Genomic DNA, 16,526 nt, shown 5'->3' with positions numbered 1-16,526 from the left:
GCCAAAGCCTCGGCGTAATCCATGGGTTCACCGCCCATGCGGAATGGGTTGTAGCCTGGAACAACGACCTGCCAACTACGCTTGACCACAGGCGCCTACTCGCGACATCGCCGCTGCAATAGCAGCCCGCGCCTGACGCTTTCGCAGATAGATGCGCACACGCTCGGCCTGGCCTTGCTTGAATGCGGCGCGGCGACGCTTGGCCTTGTCCGCGTCGATGATTCCCCGCACCTTCTCCAGGTTTTTTGCCACATCTGGGGACGCTGGCCGGACCACGCCGGAGAGCAAGCCCGCTATGGCCAGGCCATCCTTGGTAGTGGGCGCTATCCGGAGATCGGCGATATAGCCGGCTGCCTGGTCTTGGGTAATCAGGTTCATGCGCTGCGCGGTCTCTACGGCACGCAGGCGGCGGTTGGGATCAAAGCCAAGGGACACGGACCACCGCACGGGCGTGGCTTGAGCGCGTGCCTGACCAACAAGCCGCTCGTAGGCGCTGATGAACGCCATCCGGGCACCGACCTTGTCGCCCATCGCGAGGATCGGCGCGGAGGCGGTCATGGCCTGCTGAATTTCGGCGGTCATCACCACAGTCTCTGCCTCATCACTCCCTGCCAATGCAATTGACCAGCCCTCGTCCTTGCCCGGGCGTCCATCGGCGCCGTCGGCGTGTTTGATGATCGAGGCTACGGTCAATCGCCCGCCTTCGCGGCGACAAGCCTTCAGCGCCTGCGCCAATACCGGCTCGGTGTAACCGACCAGGTCGTCGACCATGATCAGCGCAGCGCCCTGGGTGAGCTGCTGACCCATCGCCTCCGCGGTGGCGAACAGGGAGATCAGCAGACCGTCCTGTTGGTGATCACTGAGCACTGGCTGCCCTCCGCTCGCGCTGCGCGGCCAGGGCCTGTTCCATCGCCGACAGGTTGGCCTGGGTATTTTCGGTCTGACGTGCACTGGCACCGGTCATCTGGGTCTGGGTAGCCCATTGCGTGTGGTAGGACTCAGCGTTGGCCAGCAGCTCACCCAGCGGATGGCATTTCCGGATCAACACCGCATCGTTGATGCTGACGTAGTACGCCGCCACGCTGTGAGCCACCTCTACGCCCAGGCGGCCGATCAGCAAACCAAGCTGGCCGCCAACCTTGCTGTTCCACACCGGCCAGGCCTTGTACCGCTTGCGGTAGGACATGGCGTAGTTCGCCCAGGTCTTGAAGGTTTTGCAGCACTGATCTTTCGGGCCGGGCATGTCTTCGGGGATGGCGACCTTCGGCGGTTCGATGTCGCTGACCAGCACCAGGGCGCCGGTTTGGTTCGGCATCGCCGAGCCCTCCGGCAAGTCCTGACTGGTACCCTGATTGGTATCCTGATGATTGGTATCCTGATTTGTCGGAGATTTTTCCGACCCTTGTTCGGATTTATTTCCGACCTTGCTCGGAGATTTATCCGAGGTAGATCGGATTTTTTTCCGACCTTCGCTCTTGGGTGGGGTCGGATATTTTTCCGACCCGTCCAGCTTCTGGTTCCAGGTCTTGGATTTCTCGGTCAGGCGGAACAGGGTGATGTTCGACGTACTCGAGAGCTCAATCAAACCGGCCTCGTCCAGGGCCTTCAACATGCGGTAGGCCGTGTCTGGCTTGTCGGTCAGCAGGGGCAGCTCTTCTGTGATTTTGGCCTTGCTGAGCGCGTAGAAAACGCCAGCGTCGGTGGTGATCGGCTTGGTCCAACTCGGGCATCCGTAGATGAAGGCAAACAGCAGGGCTTGCTGGGAGTTCAACCCCCACTCGAGCGCCTTCACCTGGTTGATGGTGATGGTGAACTGCATTTCAGACCTTCCCGGCCGGCGACAGGCCGGTGACTTTTTCAGCGAGCACAACGAGACCGCGGCGGGTAACCATCACCTGCTCGACGGTCTTCAGCTCTTCGGATTCGTTATTGGGGATACGGACCAGCTTGTGCTCAAGCAGGCCAGCAGAAAGGCGAGGCTGGAAAGCCGACCAATTAGCGAAACTTGTGCGCCGGTAGATCCAGCGATTGGTGGCCATCCAGGCGAAAAGCTTCAAAGGGCCCATGCCCAAGTGCTTAGCGGCCTCGGTGATGCATATCGAGCCGCGAGTGCCGGCAAGCTGCTCCAGTGCGGCCACCTTGGGTGCTTGCTGTTCGATCACCAGGTGCAGGTGCTGGTTCTCGCGCGCCTGGTCGGCGGCGACTTGTAGTGCTTCGGCGAAGTTGGTGGGCAGTCGTGGATACTGGCCATGCTCTTCCAGTTCCTGCCAGCGGTCGACGAGACGCGCGGTGAACTCGGGGCTGAGCTGGGCGACGATCACATAGGTGTCACGCTTGTTGATCAGGTACACCTTGATCGAGCGAGGACGGCCGAGGCTGTCTGACTCCTGTTCATCCCCCACTGGGGGTTGGACAATTGTGCCGCGCGCGATCAGGCGGTCTATCGACTGTTTGACCTTGTCGTGTCGCGAGCCGAGAAGCTCAGCAATCTCGCGCGAAGACATGACATGACGCGTCATGGCTTGGTTCTGCACTACCAATGACGAATCATCGCGGGTATTGCGGGGGGTGATCTGGTTGTGCATAATCAACCTCAGTTTCGATGTTGTTTAAGAAGCCGCCCTGCCAGGCGGTTTTTTTTCGTCTGCGTTTTTGTTACTGGTTAAATCAACAGCCCTGCTCGGTAACTACCGTTAAGCCCGTCGAGACCGGATAATTATTCCAATCTCGATCAGGACGCCTTTCTCAGGACCTGATGGGCTGGGAATGGCTTCATCTCGTGAGCCGCGTAGCTGCCGTCATCCAGCTGAGTGACATAAACGTCACGCTCAGCCTTCAGTGCCTTACTGATTCCGCCCTGCGACATACGCAAAGCAGCCGCAGCCTTGATTTGGCCGATGCTCGCGACGAACTCGGTTAGCGGGATGCCTCGCATATGCAGTCTCCTTCGTTATGCATGTCCAAGTATTACCTGCGGTCTTTAACAAGTCAATATCGGCGGTCTTAGAATGGAATTACCGGACGTAATACAGTTGCCTAATGAATAAACCAGCCAAAAAACGAAACCTTACGGAAGAGGAATCGCGCGAATGCGCGGCCTTGAATGCCCTGTACAAGGCAAAAAAGAAGGAGCTTGGCCTCAGCCAAGAAAAAATCGCTATCGAAGGCCTTAAGGCAAACAGCCAAAGCGCCGCCAGCCACTACCTGACAGGTAGAAATGCTTTAAACGTTGAAGCCGCATCGGTATTTGCTCGGTACCTTCAAGAGCCTGTCTCGTCGTTCAGTCCGCGGCTCGCAAAGCAGATCGCGCAAATGTCCAATAGCGGTCACGCCAATGTCTCGATGATCGAGCAGCCCAACATGATGTTCCGATACCCGGTCATCTCTTGGGTAGCGGCCGGCGCGTGGTCTGAGGCTGTCGAGCCTTTCCCACCTGGCTACTCCGATCGGTATGAGATGTCGGAGTACGACTCCAAGGGTCCGGCGTTCTGGCTTGAGGTGAAAGGCGACTCCATGACCTCCATCAACGGACAGAGTGTTCCAGAAGGGACGTTCATCCTGGTGGACACCGAAGCCGATGTGCAGACTGGCAAGCTGGTGATCGCCAAGCTGGCCGATAGCAATGAGGCAACGTTCAAGAAGCTGGTCGAGGACGGAGGCCGCCGCTTCCTGAGGCCGCTGAACCCGGCCTACCCTACTGAGATGTGCACGGACGGCTGCCGCATAGTGGGCGTGGTTGTACGGGCACTGATGAAGCTGTAACCGTCTATAGAAAGATGACGGCTCACACGCCTGCATGGGCGTCAAAGGAATGCTTATGCGGAGCGGAAAGTGAATGGGGAAACCGTCGAAAATTTCCTATGACGAGGCGATTGCAGGCCTCACGGCTGAAAAGCATTGGGAGGGTGCAGGTTCCATCGAATGGGTTATGACCACGGCCAAGCAGTGGCCAGCAAGCTTCAAATTTAGAACGGCGCTCCGGGTTGGAAGCGTGAGGCCTGAGGGCCTTTTTCTGCAGCTCGATTACAAGATGAGTTTGATTGAAGATGTGCCTGACAAGCTCTACATGACACTCTTGGTGAACAATTCCAGGGTCTTCGGGGTAGATGTCAACGGGTTCGCTGGACACATCAACAAGGTCGGTGTTGGCAAGCCGTTCTTCATGAGGCGGGTATCCCATCCGCACATTCACCTGCCGGTGCCCGAGGCGTCGTACGGTTACATCGAGCCGATTGACGAGCAGCCCGTCTCAAGCTTGTGGCAGCTCTTCCTTAGTCGTGCCAATATTCTTGGTGCGCCACCACTACTGAATCATCCAAAGGTAGAGCAGAATCCACAACAGATGAGGTTGATATGAATTGCACACAGATGAGCGATGCCTTCGGCTTGGCGTGTACGCATATCAATAGCGGCCTCGTCTACCTTGAGTCTCCCATATCTCTATCTTTCGACGGCACTTTGATCGGAGCTTACGTCCAGGATCTGGGGCAGGGTCGGGTCAGGATCACGGATAACGCGGATACTCTGTTCCATGCTATGACCATGGGAGTCAGCCCTAACGCGAACAAGGCTGCCAAACTGAGCTCAATAGCCGCCGAGTGCCACATTTCTCTATCTGAGAGCGGTGAGCTGCACGCTTCCTGTAACGAATCCGACGTGCCCTACTACATGGCAAGGTTTATCGAGGCGGCCAGCCAGATCAGCCAAGCTTGTGACGCTTGGCGGCCGGCCCCCATATCCAAGTTCGAGAAAATCGTTTCTAAGGCTCTGAGATCTGGATTTCCCAAGCGGGTGAAGCGCGATTACGAGATCCAGGGTGCCAGCGGTCATGATTTGAAATTTCAGTTCGCGCTGGATGTCGAATCTGGTAATCCACAGATCATCCAAACCGTCAGTGCTCAGGATGATAGGCCTCACTGGCTATCCGTTTACAGCACTCTTGGGAAGATGGTCGATCTAAAGAACGCGGTACCGCAAGCTCGCCGGCTGGTTATCTTGGAGTCTGCCAACCCTGCTGATTTGAGTAAGGCCGCATCGGCCCTGGCCGAAAGTGCCACGGTTCTGGTCTTTCAGACGCCGCACCAGTTGATCGAGGACATTAGGGGTATGGCTGCATAGCCACGCAGACAAGGTGTTACCAAGCCCGCACACCCGCGGGCTTTTTCATGCCTGTAGGTCTGGCTCTGTAGGAACCTCCATGCCGTCGGAAGCCTCCTACCGCAGACTTGCCATTTCTCCTACTCTTGAATACTGTATGCATATACAGCAGTAGAAAAGGAGGTTCACAATGCTTCACCAGCCAGACTTCACCCAGACTAAGCCGCGTACCTACGAGCAGATCGGCCATCGCGTGCAGAGGATCATCAATGATCCAAAGGTCCAGAAGCGCCAGTTCGTTGTGGTGTCACGGTTGCCGAACGAGCCTCCTGCAGACTGGCGTCGGCTCCTGAACGAGATATCAGAAACCGCAGGCATCAAGGTCGAAGAGGCCGAAGGAGAGGAAGTCCGGATAGGCTGGCGAGAGTATTGCGAAGCCTGAGATAAGCCCGCCACGTGCGGGCTTTTTATTACCCATCGGATTTTTTATTACCTGCGGTCTTGACTAGCTTTATTATCGCTAGTAATGTCAGCCCATCGAGACGCCACAGCGACTCGGGACACGACTGGTGAAGCCGCCAGTTAGCACGGGGCCAGCGAATTGGCTTCCCAGCCCCGCGAGGGATCGACTGGACAAAGTTCTTTAAGAGAGACGGACAGACATTTAAACGATTCGAATTAGCGCCCTGAGCTTCGGCATTGAGGGGCGCCGGACCTTATGCACCCTGCCCCATCCAACCGGGCAAACGAGCTGCAGCGTGCATGTTGTATAGACCTGCGATCCAGGGCGAACAGATGCTGATTGACGCCCTGGGGAGGAAGCTCACCGCCCAACCCAACTAAGACTTACGGCCTGCAATCAGCAGCGGGCACGAAGCGCCGCCAGTGTCGATAACTGGATGACAGCCGGGAAAAGACCGGCACCTGATTTCACTGGCTGGCCTTCCTACAGAGGGCCAGACGGGAAATCACCCCGGAGCATCCACATGAAGAACGCAGTTCACCTGAGCGCACTGGAATACGTGCGCGCCACCGGCGGTAACGCAACGCTGGCTCACTTTCACGAAGACCACGAGCCTGTTGGTCCGGCAATCTGGGATCAGCTGCTGACCGAGGGCCTGGTCCTTGTCGACGTGTCCGGCAAGATTCGGCTTACGTCTGCCGGCGCTAAAGCATTGTCACAAGGCACAGCGAAAGGATTGTCTCGGGCAAGAGAGCAGCTCCGTGCGTCACGCCCCGACGACAGCATGGACCTGACCAACCCGCTGAACCCCATCAGCCCGCTCAGCCCCCTGCACAACACGCATGACAGCGAGCCGGCACGCTTCTCTAGCCACTGTTCGAGCTCGAGTTACGGAAGCGACTCAAGCTCCAGCTATTCCTCCAGCGATAGCTGCAGCTCATCGAGCGACAGCAGCAGCTCAAGCAGCGATTAAAGATTTCACTGGCTGGCCTTGGCAACAGGGCCAGACAGGAAAACGAACGAGTTATCAGGTCTGAGGAATCATCATGGAAACCATCATCAGCGGCGAATGGAAAGGCCACCTCGGACGAGGCCTGGCGCCCAAAGAGCTGCAGTACTGCATGTCCGTCGCTGCTGGTATGACGGCCAAGGAAATCGCCAAGGTGTTCGGCATCTCGCCGGGCACCGTGAAGAAGCGCCTGGACGTGGCCATGTTCAAGCTCGGCGTGCACCGCCGGGCCGCGCTGGTAGCCGAAGCCATGAAGCGTCAGATCATCTCGCCGGTGTGCATCCTGCTCGCCGCGCTCATCACCATGCACGCGGTGGCTGATGATCATTCAATGCGCCGCGACCGCCGCGCCCCGGACCGCCGTACAGCCGAAGTGCGTGTAATGCGCAAGGCCGAGGCTTTCGAATACTGCGCTTGAGAGGTGCCGCTGCCTATCCATAGCGGCGTACGGATGGAGGGTTGAGCCATGAAGCCATAAACCAGCGCCCGCCCAGGGCAGCACGCACCGCTCTCGTAGGGTGGTACCACTTGAGCACAAAGCCCGGCATGTCCGGGCTTTACTTTGGCCGTCGATATGAGCCAGCACCCTGCCCCAGGGTCCTGACCAATGCCTTCAGACAAGGAGAAAGACATGCACCCTTTGATGCATCAGCGCGTAACCGTCCTTGAGGCCGTGCGCGCTCGAATGAACACCGCCACCGTCGACCTCTTCACACGCATCGGGAGACGCTCACCAGTGCAGCAGATTCGCTATCAGATCGTGGGCAAGGGCCCAGGCGCCTTCCAAGTCACCGAGCGCTCGACCGGCCAGGTAGTTGGCGAGCGGGACACTTGGAAGGAAGCGAGCAACTTCGCTCAGGAGATGGAATCGCGCGCTGACGCCAAAGCGCTGATCAATGGCTCCGGGTTCGAATCCTGAAGTGTTTCGCTAAGGCAACTAAGCCAGCGGCCGCGCCTGGTCTGGCTGGATTCACCCACGGGCGGACTGTATGCAAAAGATCACTCGAAACCATACGAACCATCGCTGCGGCGCCAGCCACCAGCGGGCAAAACTTACCACTGAACAGGTAGCCGCCATGCGCGCCGAGTACGAAGCGGGCGTTGTCGGTTACGAATATCTGGCGGCCAAGTACGGCTGCGGTGTTTCCACTGCTCGGGACATCGTGAAGTACCGCACCCGCTGGGCTAGCTGAACAACATTGCTTGGAGATACGTGATGCCTACACCAACAGATACTGCCGAGTTCCTCGAAGAGTTGAACGGCGGCGCTTTCGCCAGCCAGATAGGCCACGCCCTGTCCGAAGTCGCATCCGGCGTCGTTGACCATGGCAAGGCCGGGAAACTGGTCATTACCTTGGACTTCAGCCAGATCGGCGAATCTCACCAGGTGAAGATCAAGCACAAGCTGGATTACAAAGTGCCCACCAAGCGCGGCACGCGCAGTGAGAACACCAGCTTGGATACGCCGATGCACGTTGGCTCCGGCGGGCGCATCAGCCTCTTCCAAGAGAAGCACGACCAGTTGTTCAGTCGTGAAGACGCCCCGATCAAACCCCGCACCTGATCTCGAACCCCACCACCAGGAATAGAAGAATGTCCCTGACCAAAGATGCAATCCAGCAGATTACCGAGACCGCACTGTCGGCCGCCGGCAAGCTGCTGCCCACCAACACGCCAGTCGCGCTGATACCAGACGCCGTGAGCGTAGCCGACCTTGAGCGCTACATGGCCGGACGGAGCCGCTTTCGCGGCACCTTCTCTACCCACTCGCTGGCTGACTTCGTTGGCCATGTGATCAAGCGCAACATGCCTGGCGCCAAGGGCTTCATCGACCAGGACGAGATGTCCTGCTCACTGTTCTTCAACATTGGCAACGAGACCGAGCCGGGTCACGCCGATGACCGTGCTTTGCTCAAGCTGAAGCCATCTGCCGGCTACAAGGCCGCCCAGGCTGTCAACGGCAAAGCGATGACCCAGAAGGATATGAGCGACTGGATCGAGGACTGGCACCAGTACCTGACGCCGGTCGACGAGAACGAGACTGCCATCGCGATCGCCAAGGCTATCGCCGCGGTGCGCACCATCACGGTGAAGGCCACCAGTGAATCGGAAACAACGGTCGGGGATACCAGCGCCAGCCGCAGCGCCATGGACCAGATCGAGGCGCGCAGCAAGGAAACCTTGCCGGTGGCACTGCTGTTCAACGTCATCCCGTTCGAGGGCCTGACGGAGCAGCAGATCAAATTCCGCCTTTCGGTCATCACCAGCGGCCAACAGCCAGTGCTGAAGCTGCGTTGGATCGGTGAAGAGGTCCAGCGCGAAGACATCGCCCAGGAATTCAAAGCAGTCCTCGAGGAAAAGATCGGCGAAGCGGCAACCCTCGCCTTGGGTTCGTTCGACCCACGTTAACGGGACGGGGGCCTGGAGACAGGCCCGCCCTCCTGCAGGCTACGGAGGTACCAATGCCCGCAAGTAAAAAACCTACCAAGCAGCAGCTCGAAACGCTCGATCACATACGCAAGTACATCGAGGCTAACGGCTATTCCCCGACAATGGCAGAACTGGCGAAGACCGCAGATGTGCGTCAGAACTGCATTGCCGAGCGCCTGGGCGCCTTGGTCAAGTTCAAGCTGATCACCAAGTCGCCAGGCATCGCGCGAAGTATCCGCCCTGTCACACAGGCATAGCATTTAAGGAAAGATGTCGCCCCGACGCCACTCAGTACAGTCCTACTAACTTTCCAACTCCTGAAGGAATTTGGACGCATCTCTTCTCGGCATGCAAACCATTCCAAAACAACCGGTACTCGGACTGCCACTCATCTTGGCGAGACTTCAGAAATGGGCCTCGTTGATGATCTGAAGTGTACTTACAGTACTTACCCTGGGAAATGTCACCGAGCTGCGTGTCGAGACTCTCTTTCAATTTCCCGAAATCGACGATTTGAACGCACGCTTTCTTGCCACCAAAGCGTTTAGCGATCTGCTTGCTCTGCACCGAGCAGAAACACATGATCCACCCATCCCAGTGGCTGTACTCGCGCAAATACAAATTGGGAAGTGACTTTTTGCCGTACGTGCAGTTTACAAAGCTCAAGTTCGATATCACCGCGCCGCCGCTGACAGACATGTCAATTGCAGGAATTGCCGCAATATCGAAGTTTGAATCTATCGTGAAATTTTCGTCTGGAGTAAGGACACCAGCTCTGGTTTCGCTTCGATAAAACCGAGCGGGGTTAATTGGGACCGCACCGCCGTTGATCCACGGTTCTGCCCAACTGCGTTCCTTCAAGTACAAAAACAGATCCACTTTGAACCTCGCAACGTTTTATCCCATACCCATCTATAGCCTACCCCACCCCTATTTGCCACTCACCGAGATATCGGAGGGCGGCGCCTGCAATGGAGATTGCCATGAGCTACGAGCTGCACCTTGGCGATTGCCTCGAAGCCATGCGCGCCATGGCCGACAATTCGGTCGACAGCATCGTGACCGACCCGCCCTACGGCTTGAGCTTTATGGGCAAGCGCTGGGACTATGACGTGCCCAGCGTGGAGATTTGGTCTGAGTGCCTGCGCGTGCTCAAGCCTGGCGGCCATCTGCTGGCGTTCGCTGGTACCCGCACCCAGCACCGCATGGCCTGCCGCATCGAGGATGCCGGGTTCGAGATCCGCGATATGATCGCTTGGGTCTACGGGTCTGGATTTCCCAAATCCCGGAACATCGGGAACGATGTTGAGGGCATGGATGGCTGGGGCACAGCCCTCAAACCCAGCCTGGAACCGATCACCATGGCCCGCAAGCCGTTCGCCTGCACCATCGCGGCGAATGTCCTGGCCCATGGCACTGGCGGTTTGAACATCGACGTGTGCCGGGTCACTCCCACGGGTGAGCGTCTGGGCGGTGGCGACGAAAGCGGCAAGTCGGCCAAGCCCGAAGGCTGGGCCAGGCCGTGGATGGATGATCCGGACCACGTCGCGATGCACAACGCGAAGGTGACGGCGAACGTCGACAAAGCCACCCAGCTCGGCCGCTGGCCTGCCAACCTGATCCATGACGGCAGCGACGAGGTGGTGGCGCTGTTCCCTCACAGCACAAGCGGCTCGATGAGGGCAGGCACGCAGCGCGCTGCACAGGATGAGCCGGGGAGCGTTTGCTACGGCACCTTCGGAGGCAACATCACCGCCGCCGACGTGAGCGCCAGTTCGGGCAGTGCGGCCAGGTTCTTCTACGCGGCCAAGGCCAGCCGAGCCGATCGGCACGAAGGCCTGGTCAACCCCGGCGCCCAGTTCAAGAAGGGCACCACCCTGCGCAATGTCGAGAACACGACCACCACCGGGAACAACCACCCCACGGTCAAGCCGACCGATCTGATGGCCTACCTGCTGCGCCTGGTGACCCCGGTCGGCGGCATTGCCCTGGATCCGTTTATGGGCAGCGGCAGCACTGGCAAGGCCGCGATGCGCGAAGGCTTCAATTTCATCGGATGCGAGCAGGACCCGGCCTACATGGCGATCGCCAGAGCGCGCATTGAACACGAGCTGGCGGCCCAAGAGCTGCGTCAGCAAGAAAGAACCAAGGCCGAACAGCAGCTCACCTTGTTCGCCTAACCCTCCCCCTACCTTCACCTATCACGATGAATAGTTCCAACTCAGAGAACCGACTCATATCGATATGCGACCAGCCCGCATATAGGCTCGCGCCCATAAAGCGACGATGCCTATTACAAATGGGGGCCAGACAATCAAAGCTGCCTCTTCAGTATCGAACAGATCCTCTAAATCGAGATTGTTAGCGAGGCCAACGACCAATATCAACGCCCCTATGACAAGCGATATCCATCCAATCGCTCTGAGGGTGCGGTCCACAAGGGCTTGTTGCGCTAGGTTCATCAGCTACTCCACTCCCACAGATTCCATAGAACGATAAATACCCCACTTCAGCAAATCACGCTACCCAGCGAGGATGCCCTATGTCCGCTTACCAGAAGAAACACGCTCTCGATTTCAAAACCCAGTACGGCCTTGGCTTCAATCCGCAAGATGATGAGATCGTGGTGGACTTCTTCTGCGGTGGTGGCGGCGCCGGTACCGGGCTGGAAATGGGCCTGGGGCGTGCGGTAACCGTGGCCAAGAACCATAACCCCGCGGCGATCAGCATGCACACCGCCAACCACCCAGCGGCCCGGCACTACACCACCGATGTGTTCGAAGGCGACCCGGACGAGGAATGCGGCGGCCGCGCCGTGGGCTGGTTCCACATGAGCCCCGACTGCACCCATCACAGCCAGGCGGCCGGTGGCCAGCCGCGCAAGCGCGAGATCCGCAACCTTTCGTGGATCGGTTTGAAGTGGGCCGGCAAGAAGCGCCCACGCGTCATCAGCCTGGAAAACGTGAAGCAGATCCTGCAGTGGGGCCCGCTGATCGCAAAGCGCGACAAGGTCACCGGCCGGGTGATGAAGTTGGGCGGCCAAGTCGCCGCTCCGGGCGAGGTTGTGCCGGTACACCAGCAGTTTCTGGTGCCCGACCCCAAACGCCGCGGCACTACGTGGCGCCGGTTCGTCGCACTGCTGGAAGGCATGGGCTACGCCGTCGAGTGGCGGGTCATCAAGGCCTGCGACTTTGGCGCACCTACCAGCCGCGAACGGCTGTTCATGATTGCCCGGTGCGACGGCCAGCCCATTGTGTGGCCAGAGCCAACGCACGCTCGCAAGCCCGCCAAGGGCCAGTTGAAGTGGCGTACCGCAGCCGACTGCATCGACTGGTCTGTACCGAGCAAAAGCATCTTCGGCCGCAAGAAGGACCTGGCCCCGGCCACGCTTCGCCGAGTCGCCAAGGGCATGAAGAAGTTCGTTATCGACAGCCCCAGCCCTTTCATCGTGCCGATCGCGAACTGGTCCGGTGAGCTGGCTCAGTCTGCTCATGAACCCCTGCGCACGGTGACTTCGTGGCCACGCGGCGGATCATTCGCCATGGCCAGCCCGATCATCGCGCCAGCCACCCATCAGGGCAGCGACCGGGTCAACGATCCAGGCCTGCCGCTGCCTACCGTGACATGCGCCAACCGCGGAGAGCTGACCTTGATCAGCCCTACGCTGGTGCAGACCGGTTATGGAGAGCGTGAGGGACAGCAGCCGCGGGTGCCAGGGCTCGACACCCCGCTGGGGACCGTCGTTGCAGGCGGCGTGAAGCATGCGCTGTCGAGCGCCGTGCTTGTCGGCGCAGGCGGGCCGGAATACGCCGGGAAGCCAGTGGGCGCTGATCAGCCAGTTGGAACCCTGATGACGCAGAGTCATCGCGCACTCGCCGCAGCGCACTTGGTGAAGTTCCGCTTCGACGATGCCGGCAAAGCGCTCGATGAGCCTCTGCCAACCATCACCAGTGGCGGCAACTACCAGCGCCCGGCCGGCGCCGCGCATGCCATGGGCGTGTGCACGGCAGTCATGGCCCAAATGAACGGCGGATTCAACGCCACCGATGCCAAGCCTATGGACGAGCCCATGACCACAGTCACCAATACCGGCAGCCAACAGCAGCTGGTCACCGCCAACCTGGTGCACCTGCGCGGCAACTGCGATGCGCGGGACACCGCCGACCCACTGCACACGATCAGCGCCGGCGGAACCCACCACAGCCTGGTCACCGCTTTCATGGAGCGCCAGTTCGGCGCCAGTGTCGGCCAGGCTATCAACGAACCCGCACCAACGATCACGGCCGGCGGTGGCGGCAAGAGCTCACTGGTGGAGCTGAAGCTGTCGCCCGAGCATGAAGAAGGCGCGCTGCGCGTTGCGGCGTTCCTGATCAGCTACTACGGCACGGAGAACGTCAGCGGCTGCAGCAGCCCTGCGCCGACGATCACGACCAAGGATCGACTGGCGCTGGTAACCGTCATGGTCAAAGGCACCCCCTATGTGATCGTCGACATCTGCCTTCGCATGCTGCAGCCACATGAGCTGTACCGCGCCCAGGGCTTCCCCGCTGACTACATCATCGACAAGGGCGCCGACGGCCGGAAGTTCACGAAGACTGAGCAGGTGCACATGTGCGGCAACAGCGTCAGCCCACCGCCAATGGCCGCACTTGCCCTAGCAAACGATCCATGGCGCGCCGCAGCGCGGGAGGCGGTAGCAGCATGACCATCATCATTGCCCAATGCGTCATCGTGTGGCTCTGCCTGCAACTTCCCCTCGGCATGATCATCGGCCGCTTTATCAAGAACGCCAACGCTCAAGTTCGATAAGCCCCAGCCGCTCAGAACCAAGCCAAGAGAAATCTTATGTTTGTCACCGCAATAGCGATCGCAGTGACCAAGCCAGGGAAGCGCATCAAGCCCAACATCAAATAGAAAAACGGACCGATTAAACCAATTATCAAGGTGGCCAACACATCTATTTTAGGTGCTTCAACATCAAATACGGTCCAGATCGAGATCGCGATCCATATCACCCAGAAGGCGTACATCGTCACACCGTCGACTCGGTAAAAAGCCCGTTTGAATGTATGTCCAACGGTATCCGTTCCATTAAGCATCTGCTTTTCCTTGCAAGGTCAATTGCCCGAGCGTACCCGACTCAGTACGACAAACTCTACTCACTCTCTCAAAGTCAGCCGCTGTAGCGGTGTGGCGGAGCTGTGTCCGTAGACGTTGACCGATTACTTGCACCACTGGGTTTCGCAAGGAATGCCATCGTAATTTCCATCCATCTTCATGCCTGGACAGTTTTTCAGAAAGGCCTTTGCTTCAGCACAGGAAGTCATTTGAGAGCAGTACTGCCGGCCATCACAGTTGAAGGACGGGCGGCTCGCAGCAGGCCGTAACGGTGTTGGCGACACAACGTTGTTTGAAACCTCTATAGGAGCTTTTGGCGTAAGCCACTCCTCGATCTGTGGGAAGAATTTCCATGCAACAGCGGCTACAACCAATAGCCAGACAATAGTCTTCACACGCCTCATCCTTGATCAAAGATCCGAGCCGCCATTTTCAAAGCTCGAATGGCGCAAAACAACCCCTTCCCTCTCATCTATGCAGCCTGCCGGTGATCGGCGAGCGAGGTATCCCTATGTCAGCAGTTCAGCGATTCCACGAAGCAGCCAACGACGCCCTGGTCAAACTCAGCGAGTATTGCCTGCCGGGCGCCAAGCTGGCCTTGATCATTGTCACCCCGGGCGAGCCGGAGCGAGACATCATTCTGGAAGACCAGGCCTTGGATAGAAATGAGTTGGTCAGCGCCATGCGCCGGCGCGGCCTGAGCATCGACGGCGACAATGCCTACAAGCGCGACTTGTGTGACGTAATTGTCGGGGCCTTGGCCATGGGTGCCCAGAACACGAACCCGCCGTCACAGGATCACTGGGGGCAGCGCTTCTGGGATATCGGCCGGGAGGAGCGCGCCAGCAGCGAGCAACTGCTGAAAGCACTGACGGCGCTCACTCAGGTAGCGGGCGAATGCGAACAGATCGCCAGCAATTACAGTGGCTGCATCAATGGAATCTTCGAACACGGCGGTGACGATCACGAAGACCCGAGCTGCGCGATCTTCCACCGCCTGTACTACGCCATGTTTGACGCGCGAGCCGCACTCAAGAAAGCCACCGAATAACCCCCTCTGCCGCCAAGCGTGGCACGGAGCACCACATGTCCCTGATTTCCGTAGAGCAAGCGGCGACGGTGCTTGGCGTAAGCCGTGCGACCGCGTACCGCATGGCCCGCGACCGCCTGATACCCACCGTGCGCATGCTCAAGCGCGGGGTCAGGATTCACGCCGAGAAACTGCAAGAGATGATCGACGCCGCAGCCGCTGCTAGTATCCCCAGCGCGGGCGGCGTTCAGGAGGAAGCTGAATGCCCTACAAACGAGAGGATTCGCCCTTTTGGTGGATCTGCATCACCCAACCAGATGGAAAAAGAGCTCGACGCTCTTCTGGCACTGCCGACTACGCGGCGGCGAAAGCCGTAGAGCAGCAGGCCCGGGCGAATGCTTGGAAGGAAAAAGAATGGGGCGTGAATCCGCCCCGATCGTTCAACGAGGTGATGCTTCCGTATCTGCGCCACGCCAGCCAGCACCAGCGCAGCTACGAAACAACAACTCACAGGGTAAAAGCTTTGCGTGCCCATTTTACAGGCGTGGTGATGAATGACCTATCCGGTCAACAGGTACGAGAATACACCAGCAAGCGGATGGATGCAGGGGTGTCGGCGGCCACGGTCAACCGGGAGCTTGCGGCTTTGTCCGCAGCGATCAACTGGTGCAATGTGGAATACGAATGGGGCCTGCCCAACCCTGTGAAGGGTCGGATGATGCGCGAGCCCGAAGGCCGGGTTCGCTGGCTGACTCGAGCCGAAGTGGAGTCGCTGTGCCGCGCGGCCAGAGTGCAGAGGTACGGCCAGGCGCTTGAGTGCTTCATCCGCCTGGCGGTGAACACCGGATGCCGGAAAGAAGAGATGCTAGGCCTGGAATGGCGTCGGGTCGACTTGGTCAATGGCCTGCTGTACCTGGAAGGCCAGCACACCAAGTCGAACAAGCGGCGCAGCATTCCGCTGAACGAGGGTGCACTGGCGGCGATCAAGACGCTGATGGCGTTCCGGGCAGAAGTGGCACCTGCGTCACCCTGGGTCTTCATTCGGGGTAACGGGGAACGGATGGTGTCGATCAGGAACGGTTTCGAGAAAGCATGTGAAACGGCGGGGATCAAGGACTTCAATATTCACGATCTTCGACACACCTGCGCGGCGCATCTGATCAGTGCCGGCGTTGCGCTGGCGGAAGTCAGGGATCTGCTCGGTCACTCGACGGTCATGATGACCGAACGCTACGCGCATTTGGCGCCAGCGCGAGTGCGCGATGCAGTAAGGGTACTGGATGGTTTGCGTGAACAGGGTTGTTCACGTTTTGGACACGCTGAAAATCCAGCGCATCAAGGGGGAGCACTGCTGAAGCTCGTAACCCCTTGATTTAGAA

General features: G+C 58.9%; 24 protein-coding genes. 16 read left to right on the top strand and 8 right to left on the bottom strand.

What is annotated here, in order from left to right; all coding sequences use genetic code 11:
- Nucleotides 1-75: 75 nt before the first annotated feature.
- From IFT75_RS02835 to IFT75_RS02820, 4 genes are all read right to left on the bottom strand, one after another.
- Nucleotides 76-867 carry a hypothetical protein gene (locus IFT75_RS02835; RefSeq protein ID WP_342214361.1) on the bottom strand — a complete coding sequence of 264 codons (792 nt, stop codon included), beginning with the start codon at nucleotides 865-867 and terminating at the stop codon, nucleotides 76-78.
- Nucleotides 857-1,819, bottom strand: coding sequence for a phage replication protein (locus tag IFT75_RS02830; protein ID WP_192053229.1), 963 nt, complete (start codon nucleotides 1,817-1,819; stop codon nucleotides 857-859). The genes IFT75_RS02835 and IFT75_RS02830 overlap by 11 nt, the downstream gene beginning before the upstream one ends.
- A 1-nt stretch (nucleotide 1,820) precedes the next feature.
- A complete protein-coding gene (locus tag IFT75_RS02825; protein WP_244652675.1) occupies nucleotides 1,821-2,585 on the bottom strand; it encodes a phage antirepressor KilAC domain-containing protein in 765 nt (254 codons plus the stop codon).
- Nucleotides 2,586-2,731: 146 nt separating this feature from the next.
- On the bottom strand, nucleotides 2,732-2,935 hold the full coding sequence (locus IFT75_RS02820; protein ID WP_192053227.1) for a Cro/CI family transcriptional regulator: 204 nt from the start codon (nucleotides 2,933-2,935) through the stop codon (nucleotides 2,732-2,734).
- Nucleotides 2,936-3,039: 104 nt separating this feature from the next.
- Between IFT75_RS02820 and IFT75_RS02815 the strand changes: the two genes are divergently transcribed.
- From IFT75_RS02815 to IFT75_RS02765, 11 genes are all read left to right on the top strand, one after another.
- Entirely contained in the window at nucleotides 3,040-3,762 is a 723-nt protein-coding gene (locus tag IFT75_RS02815) for a LexA family transcriptional regulator (RefSeq protein ID WP_192053225.1), read from the top strand.
- Nucleotides 3,763-3,835: 73 nt separating this feature from the next.
- The gene (locus IFT75_RS02810) at nucleotides 3,836-4,357 is read left to right on the top strand and encodes a hypothetical protein (RefSeq protein ID WP_192053223.1); all 522 of its coding nucleotides are present in this window, start codon (nucleotides 3,836-3,838) and stop codon (nucleotides 4,355-4,357) included.
- Between the two features lie 11 nt (nucleotides 4,358-4,368).
- Nucleotides 4,369-5,118: a DUF1828 domain-containing protein gene (locus IFT75_RS02805; protein ID WP_192053221.1), complete on the top strand. Its 750-nt coding sequence runs from the start codon at nucleotides 4,369-4,371 to the stop codon at nucleotides 5,116-5,118.
- A gap of 169 nt (nucleotides 5,119-5,287) precedes the next feature.
- Entirely contained in the window at nucleotides 5,288-5,539 is a 252-nt protein-coding gene (locus IFT75_RS02800; RefSeq protein ID WP_192053219.1) for a DUF1654 domain-containing protein, read from the top strand.
- Between the two features lie 544 nt (nucleotides 5,540-6,083).
- The gene (locus IFT75_RS02795; RefSeq protein WP_192053217.1) at nucleotides 6,084-6,533 is read left to right on the top strand and encodes a hypothetical protein; all 450 of its coding nucleotides are present in this window, start codon (nucleotides 6,084-6,086) and stop codon (nucleotides 6,531-6,533) included.
- A 73-nt stretch (nucleotides 6,534-6,606) separates the two neighbouring features.
- Nucleotides 6,607-6,987 carry a helix-turn-helix transcriptional regulator gene (locus IFT75_RS02790; RefSeq protein ID WP_192053215.1) on the top strand — a complete coding sequence of 127 codons (381 nt, stop codon included), beginning with the start codon at nucleotides 6,607-6,609 and terminating at the stop codon, nucleotides 6,985-6,987.
- A 213-nt stretch (nucleotides 6,988-7,200) separates the two neighbouring features.
- The gene (locus IFT75_RS02785) at nucleotides 7,201-7,488 is read left to right on the top strand and encodes a hypothetical protein (protein ID WP_192053213.1); all 288 of its coding nucleotides are present in this window, start codon (nucleotides 7,201-7,203) and stop codon (nucleotides 7,486-7,488) included.
- Between the two features lie 70 nt (nucleotides 7,489-7,558).
- The gene (locus IFT75_RS02780) at nucleotides 7,559-7,762 is read left to right on the top strand and encodes a hypothetical protein (protein WP_192053211.1); all 204 of its coding nucleotides are present in this window, start codon (nucleotides 7,559-7,561) and stop codon (nucleotides 7,760-7,762) included.
- A 23-nt stretch (nucleotides 7,763-7,785) separates the two neighbouring features.
- Nucleotides 7,786-8,133 carry a hypothetical protein gene (locus IFT75_RS02775; RefSeq protein WP_122715706.1) on the top strand — a complete coding sequence of 116 codons (348 nt, stop codon included), beginning with the start codon at nucleotides 7,786-7,788 and terminating at the stop codon, nucleotides 8,131-8,133.
- Between the two features lie 29 nt (nucleotides 8,134-8,162).
- Entirely contained in the window at nucleotides 8,163-8,978 is an 816-nt protein-coding gene (locus tag IFT75_RS02770; RefSeq protein WP_192053209.1) for a DUF2303 family protein, read from the top strand.
- A 53-nt stretch (nucleotides 8,979-9,031) separates the two neighbouring features.
- Nucleotides 9,032-9,256, top strand: coding sequence for a LexA family protein (locus tag IFT75_RS02765; RefSeq protein WP_192053207.1), 225 nt, complete (start codon nucleotides 9,032-9,034; stop codon nucleotides 9,254-9,256).
- A 31-nt stretch (nucleotides 9,257-9,287) separates the two neighbouring features.
- Here the strand turns inward: IFT75_RS02765 and IFT75_RS02760 are convergent, their stop codons facing one another.
- Nucleotides 9,288-9,878: a hypothetical protein gene (locus IFT75_RS02760; RefSeq protein WP_192053205.1), complete on the bottom strand. Its 591-nt coding sequence runs from the start codon at nucleotides 9,876-9,878 to the stop codon at nucleotides 9,288-9,290.
- Nucleotides 9,879-9,982: 104 nt separating this feature from the next.
- Here IFT75_RS02760 and IFT75_RS02755 point away from each other — a divergent pair, with 104 nt between their 5' ends.
- Entirely contained in the window at nucleotides 9,983-11,179 is a 1,197-nt protein-coding gene (locus tag IFT75_RS02755) for a DNA-methyltransferase (RefSeq protein WP_192053203.1), read from the top strand.
- A 54-nt stretch (nucleotides 11,180-11,233) separates the two neighbouring features.
- Here the strand turns inward: IFT75_RS02755 and IFT75_RS02750 are convergent, their stop codons facing one another.
- Complete coding sequence (locus IFT75_RS02750; RefSeq protein WP_122715710.1) at nucleotides 11,234-11,461, bottom strand: hypothetical protein; 228 nt, start codon at nucleotides 11,459-11,461, stop codon at nucleotides 11,234-11,236.
- A gap of 80 nt (nucleotides 11,462-11,541) precedes the next feature.
- On the opposite strand from IFT75_RS02750, the gene IFT75_RS02745 reads away from it, so the two are divergent.
- Nucleotides 11,542-13,704, top strand: a complete 2,163-nt coding sequence (locus IFT75_RS02745; protein WP_192053201.1) for a DNA cytosine methyltransferase — start codon at nucleotides 11,542-11,544, stop codon at nucleotides 13,702-13,704.
- A 115-nt stretch (nucleotides 13,705-13,819) separates the two neighbouring features.
- On the opposite strand, the gene IFT75_RS02740 is transcribed toward IFT75_RS02745, so the two are convergent.
- A complete protein-coding gene (locus IFT75_RS02740) occupies nucleotides 13,820-14,098 on the bottom strand; it encodes a hypothetical protein (protein ID WP_192053199.1) in 279 nt (92 codons plus the stop codon).
- A 123-nt stretch (nucleotides 14,099-14,221) separates the two neighbouring features.
- Nucleotides 14,222-14,512, bottom strand: a complete 291-nt coding sequence (locus IFT75_RS02735) for an excalibur calcium-binding domain-containing protein (RefSeq protein ID WP_342214360.1) — start codon at nucleotides 14,510-14,512, stop codon at nucleotides 14,222-14,224.
- Nucleotides 14,513-14,523: 11 nt separating this feature from the next.
- On the opposite strand from IFT75_RS02735, the gene IFT75_RS21375 reads away from it, so the two are divergent.
- Genes IFT75_RS21375 through IFT75_RS02720 form a run of 3 tightly spaced genes read left to right on the top strand, consistent with a single transcriptional unit; the run spans nucleotide 14,524 to nucleotide 16,519 of the window.
- The gene (locus IFT75_RS21375) at nucleotides 14,524-15,168 is read left to right on the top strand and encodes a hypothetical protein (RefSeq protein ID WP_244652674.1); all 645 of its coding nucleotides are present in this window, start codon (nucleotides 14,524-14,526) and stop codon (nucleotides 15,166-15,168) included.
- A gap of 35 nt (nucleotides 15,169-15,203) precedes the next feature.
- Nucleotides 15,204-15,524 (top strand): helix-turn-helix domain-containing protein, encoded by a 321-nt coding sequence (locus tag IFT75_RS02725; protein WP_192053195.1) that lies wholly within the window; start codon nucleotides 15,204-15,206, stop codon nucleotides 15,522-15,524.
- Nucleotides 15,410-16,519: a tyrosine-type recombinase/integrase gene (locus IFT75_RS02720; protein WP_192053193.1), complete on the top strand. Its 1,110-nt coding sequence runs from the start codon at nucleotides 15,410-15,412 to the stop codon at nucleotides 16,517-16,519. The genes IFT75_RS02725 and IFT75_RS02720 overlap by 115 nt, the downstream gene beginning before the upstream one ends.
- Nucleotides 16,520-16,526 lie beyond the last annotated feature (7 nt).

Origin of the sequence: Pseudomonas sp. CFBP 8758 (genome assembly GCF_014841725.1) — a bacterium.
Lineage (GTDB): Bacteria > Pseudomonadota > Gammaproteobacteria > Pseudomonadales > Pseudomonadaceae > Aquipseudomonas > Aquipseudomonas baltica.
This window is presented reverse-complemented; position numbering and strand designations above follow the sequence as displayed.

Excerpts from the sequence above, each read along its gene's own strand:
- IFT75_RS02830 (WP_192053229.1), bottom strand. The coding sequence starts at position 1,819 with ATGCAGTTCACCATCACCATCAACCAGGTGAAGGCGCTCGAGTGGGGG.
- IFT75_RS02825 (WP_244652675.1), bottom strand. The coding sequence starts at position 2,585 with ATGCACAACCAGATCACCCCCCGCAATACCCGCGATGATTCGTCATTG.
- IFT75_RS02820 (WP_192053227.1), bottom strand. The coding sequence starts at position 2,935 with ATGCGAGGCATCCCGCTAACCGAGTTCGTCGCGAGCATCGGCCAAATC.
- IFT75_RS02815 (WP_192053225.1), top strand. The coding sequence starts at position 3,040 with ATGAATAAACCAGCCAAAAAACGAAACCTTACGGAAGAGGAATCGCGC.
- IFT75_RS02810 (WP_192053223.1), top strand. The coding sequence starts at position 3,836 with ATGGGGAAACCGTCGAAAATTTCCTATGACGAGGCGATTGCAGGCCTC.
- IFT75_RS02805 (WP_192053221.1), top strand. The coding sequence starts at position 4,369 with ATGAGCGATGCCTTCGGCTTGGCGTGTACGCATATCAATAGCGGCCTC.
- IFT75_RS02800 (WP_192053219.1), top strand. The coding sequence starts at position 5,288 with ATGCTTCACCAGCCAGACTTCACCCAGACTAAGCCGCGTACCTACGAG.
- IFT75_RS02795 (WP_192053217.1), top strand. The coding sequence starts at position 6,084 with ATGAAGAACGCAGTTCACCTGAGCGCACTGGAATACGTGCGCGCCACC.
- IFT75_RS02790 (WP_192053215.1), top strand. The coding sequence starts at position 6,607 with ATGGAAACCATCATCAGCGGCGAATGGAAAGGCCACCTCGGACGAGGC.
- IFT75_RS02785 (WP_192053213.1), top strand. The coding sequence starts at position 7,201 with ATGCACCCTTTGATGCATCAGCGCGTAACCGTCCTTGAGGCCGTGCGC.
- IFT75_RS02780 (WP_192053211.1), top strand. The coding sequence starts at position 7,559 with ATGCAAAAGATCACTCGAAACCATACGAACCATCGCTGCGGCGCCAGC.
- IFT75_RS02775 (WP_122715706.1), top strand. The coding sequence starts at position 7,786 with ATGCCTACACCAACAGATACTGCCGAGTTCCTCGAAGAGTTGAACGGC.
- IFT75_RS02770 (WP_192053209.1), top strand. The coding sequence starts at position 8,163 with ATGTCCCTGACCAAAGATGCAATCCAGCAGATTACCGAGACCGCACTG.
- IFT75_RS02765 (WP_192053207.1), top strand. The coding sequence starts at position 9,032 with ATGCCCGCAAGTAAAAAACCTACCAAGCAGCAGCTCGAAACGCTCGAT.
- IFT75_RS02755 (WP_192053203.1), top strand. The coding sequence starts at position 9,983 with ATGAGCTACGAGCTGCACCTTGGCGATTGCCTCGAAGCCATGCGCGCC.
- IFT75_RS02750 (WP_122715710.1), bottom strand. The coding sequence starts at position 11,461 with ATGAACCTAGCGCAACAAGCCCTTGTGGACCGCACCCTCAGAGCGATT.
- IFT75_RS02745 (WP_192053201.1), top strand. The coding sequence starts at position 11,542 with ATGTCCGCTTACCAGAAGAAACACGCTCTCGATTTCAAAACCCAGTAC.
- IFT75_RS02740 (WP_192053199.1), bottom strand. The coding sequence starts at position 14,098 with ATGCTTAATGGAACGGATACCGTTGGACATACATTCAAACGGGCTTTT.
- IFT75_RS02725 (WP_192053195.1), top strand. The coding sequence starts at position 15,204 with ATGTCCCTGATTTCCGTAGAGCAAGCGGCGACGGTGCTTGGCGTAAGC.
- IFT75_RS02720 (WP_192053193.1), top strand. The coding sequence starts at position 15,410 with ATGCCCTACAAACGAGAGGATTCGCCCTTTTGGTGGATCTGCATCACC.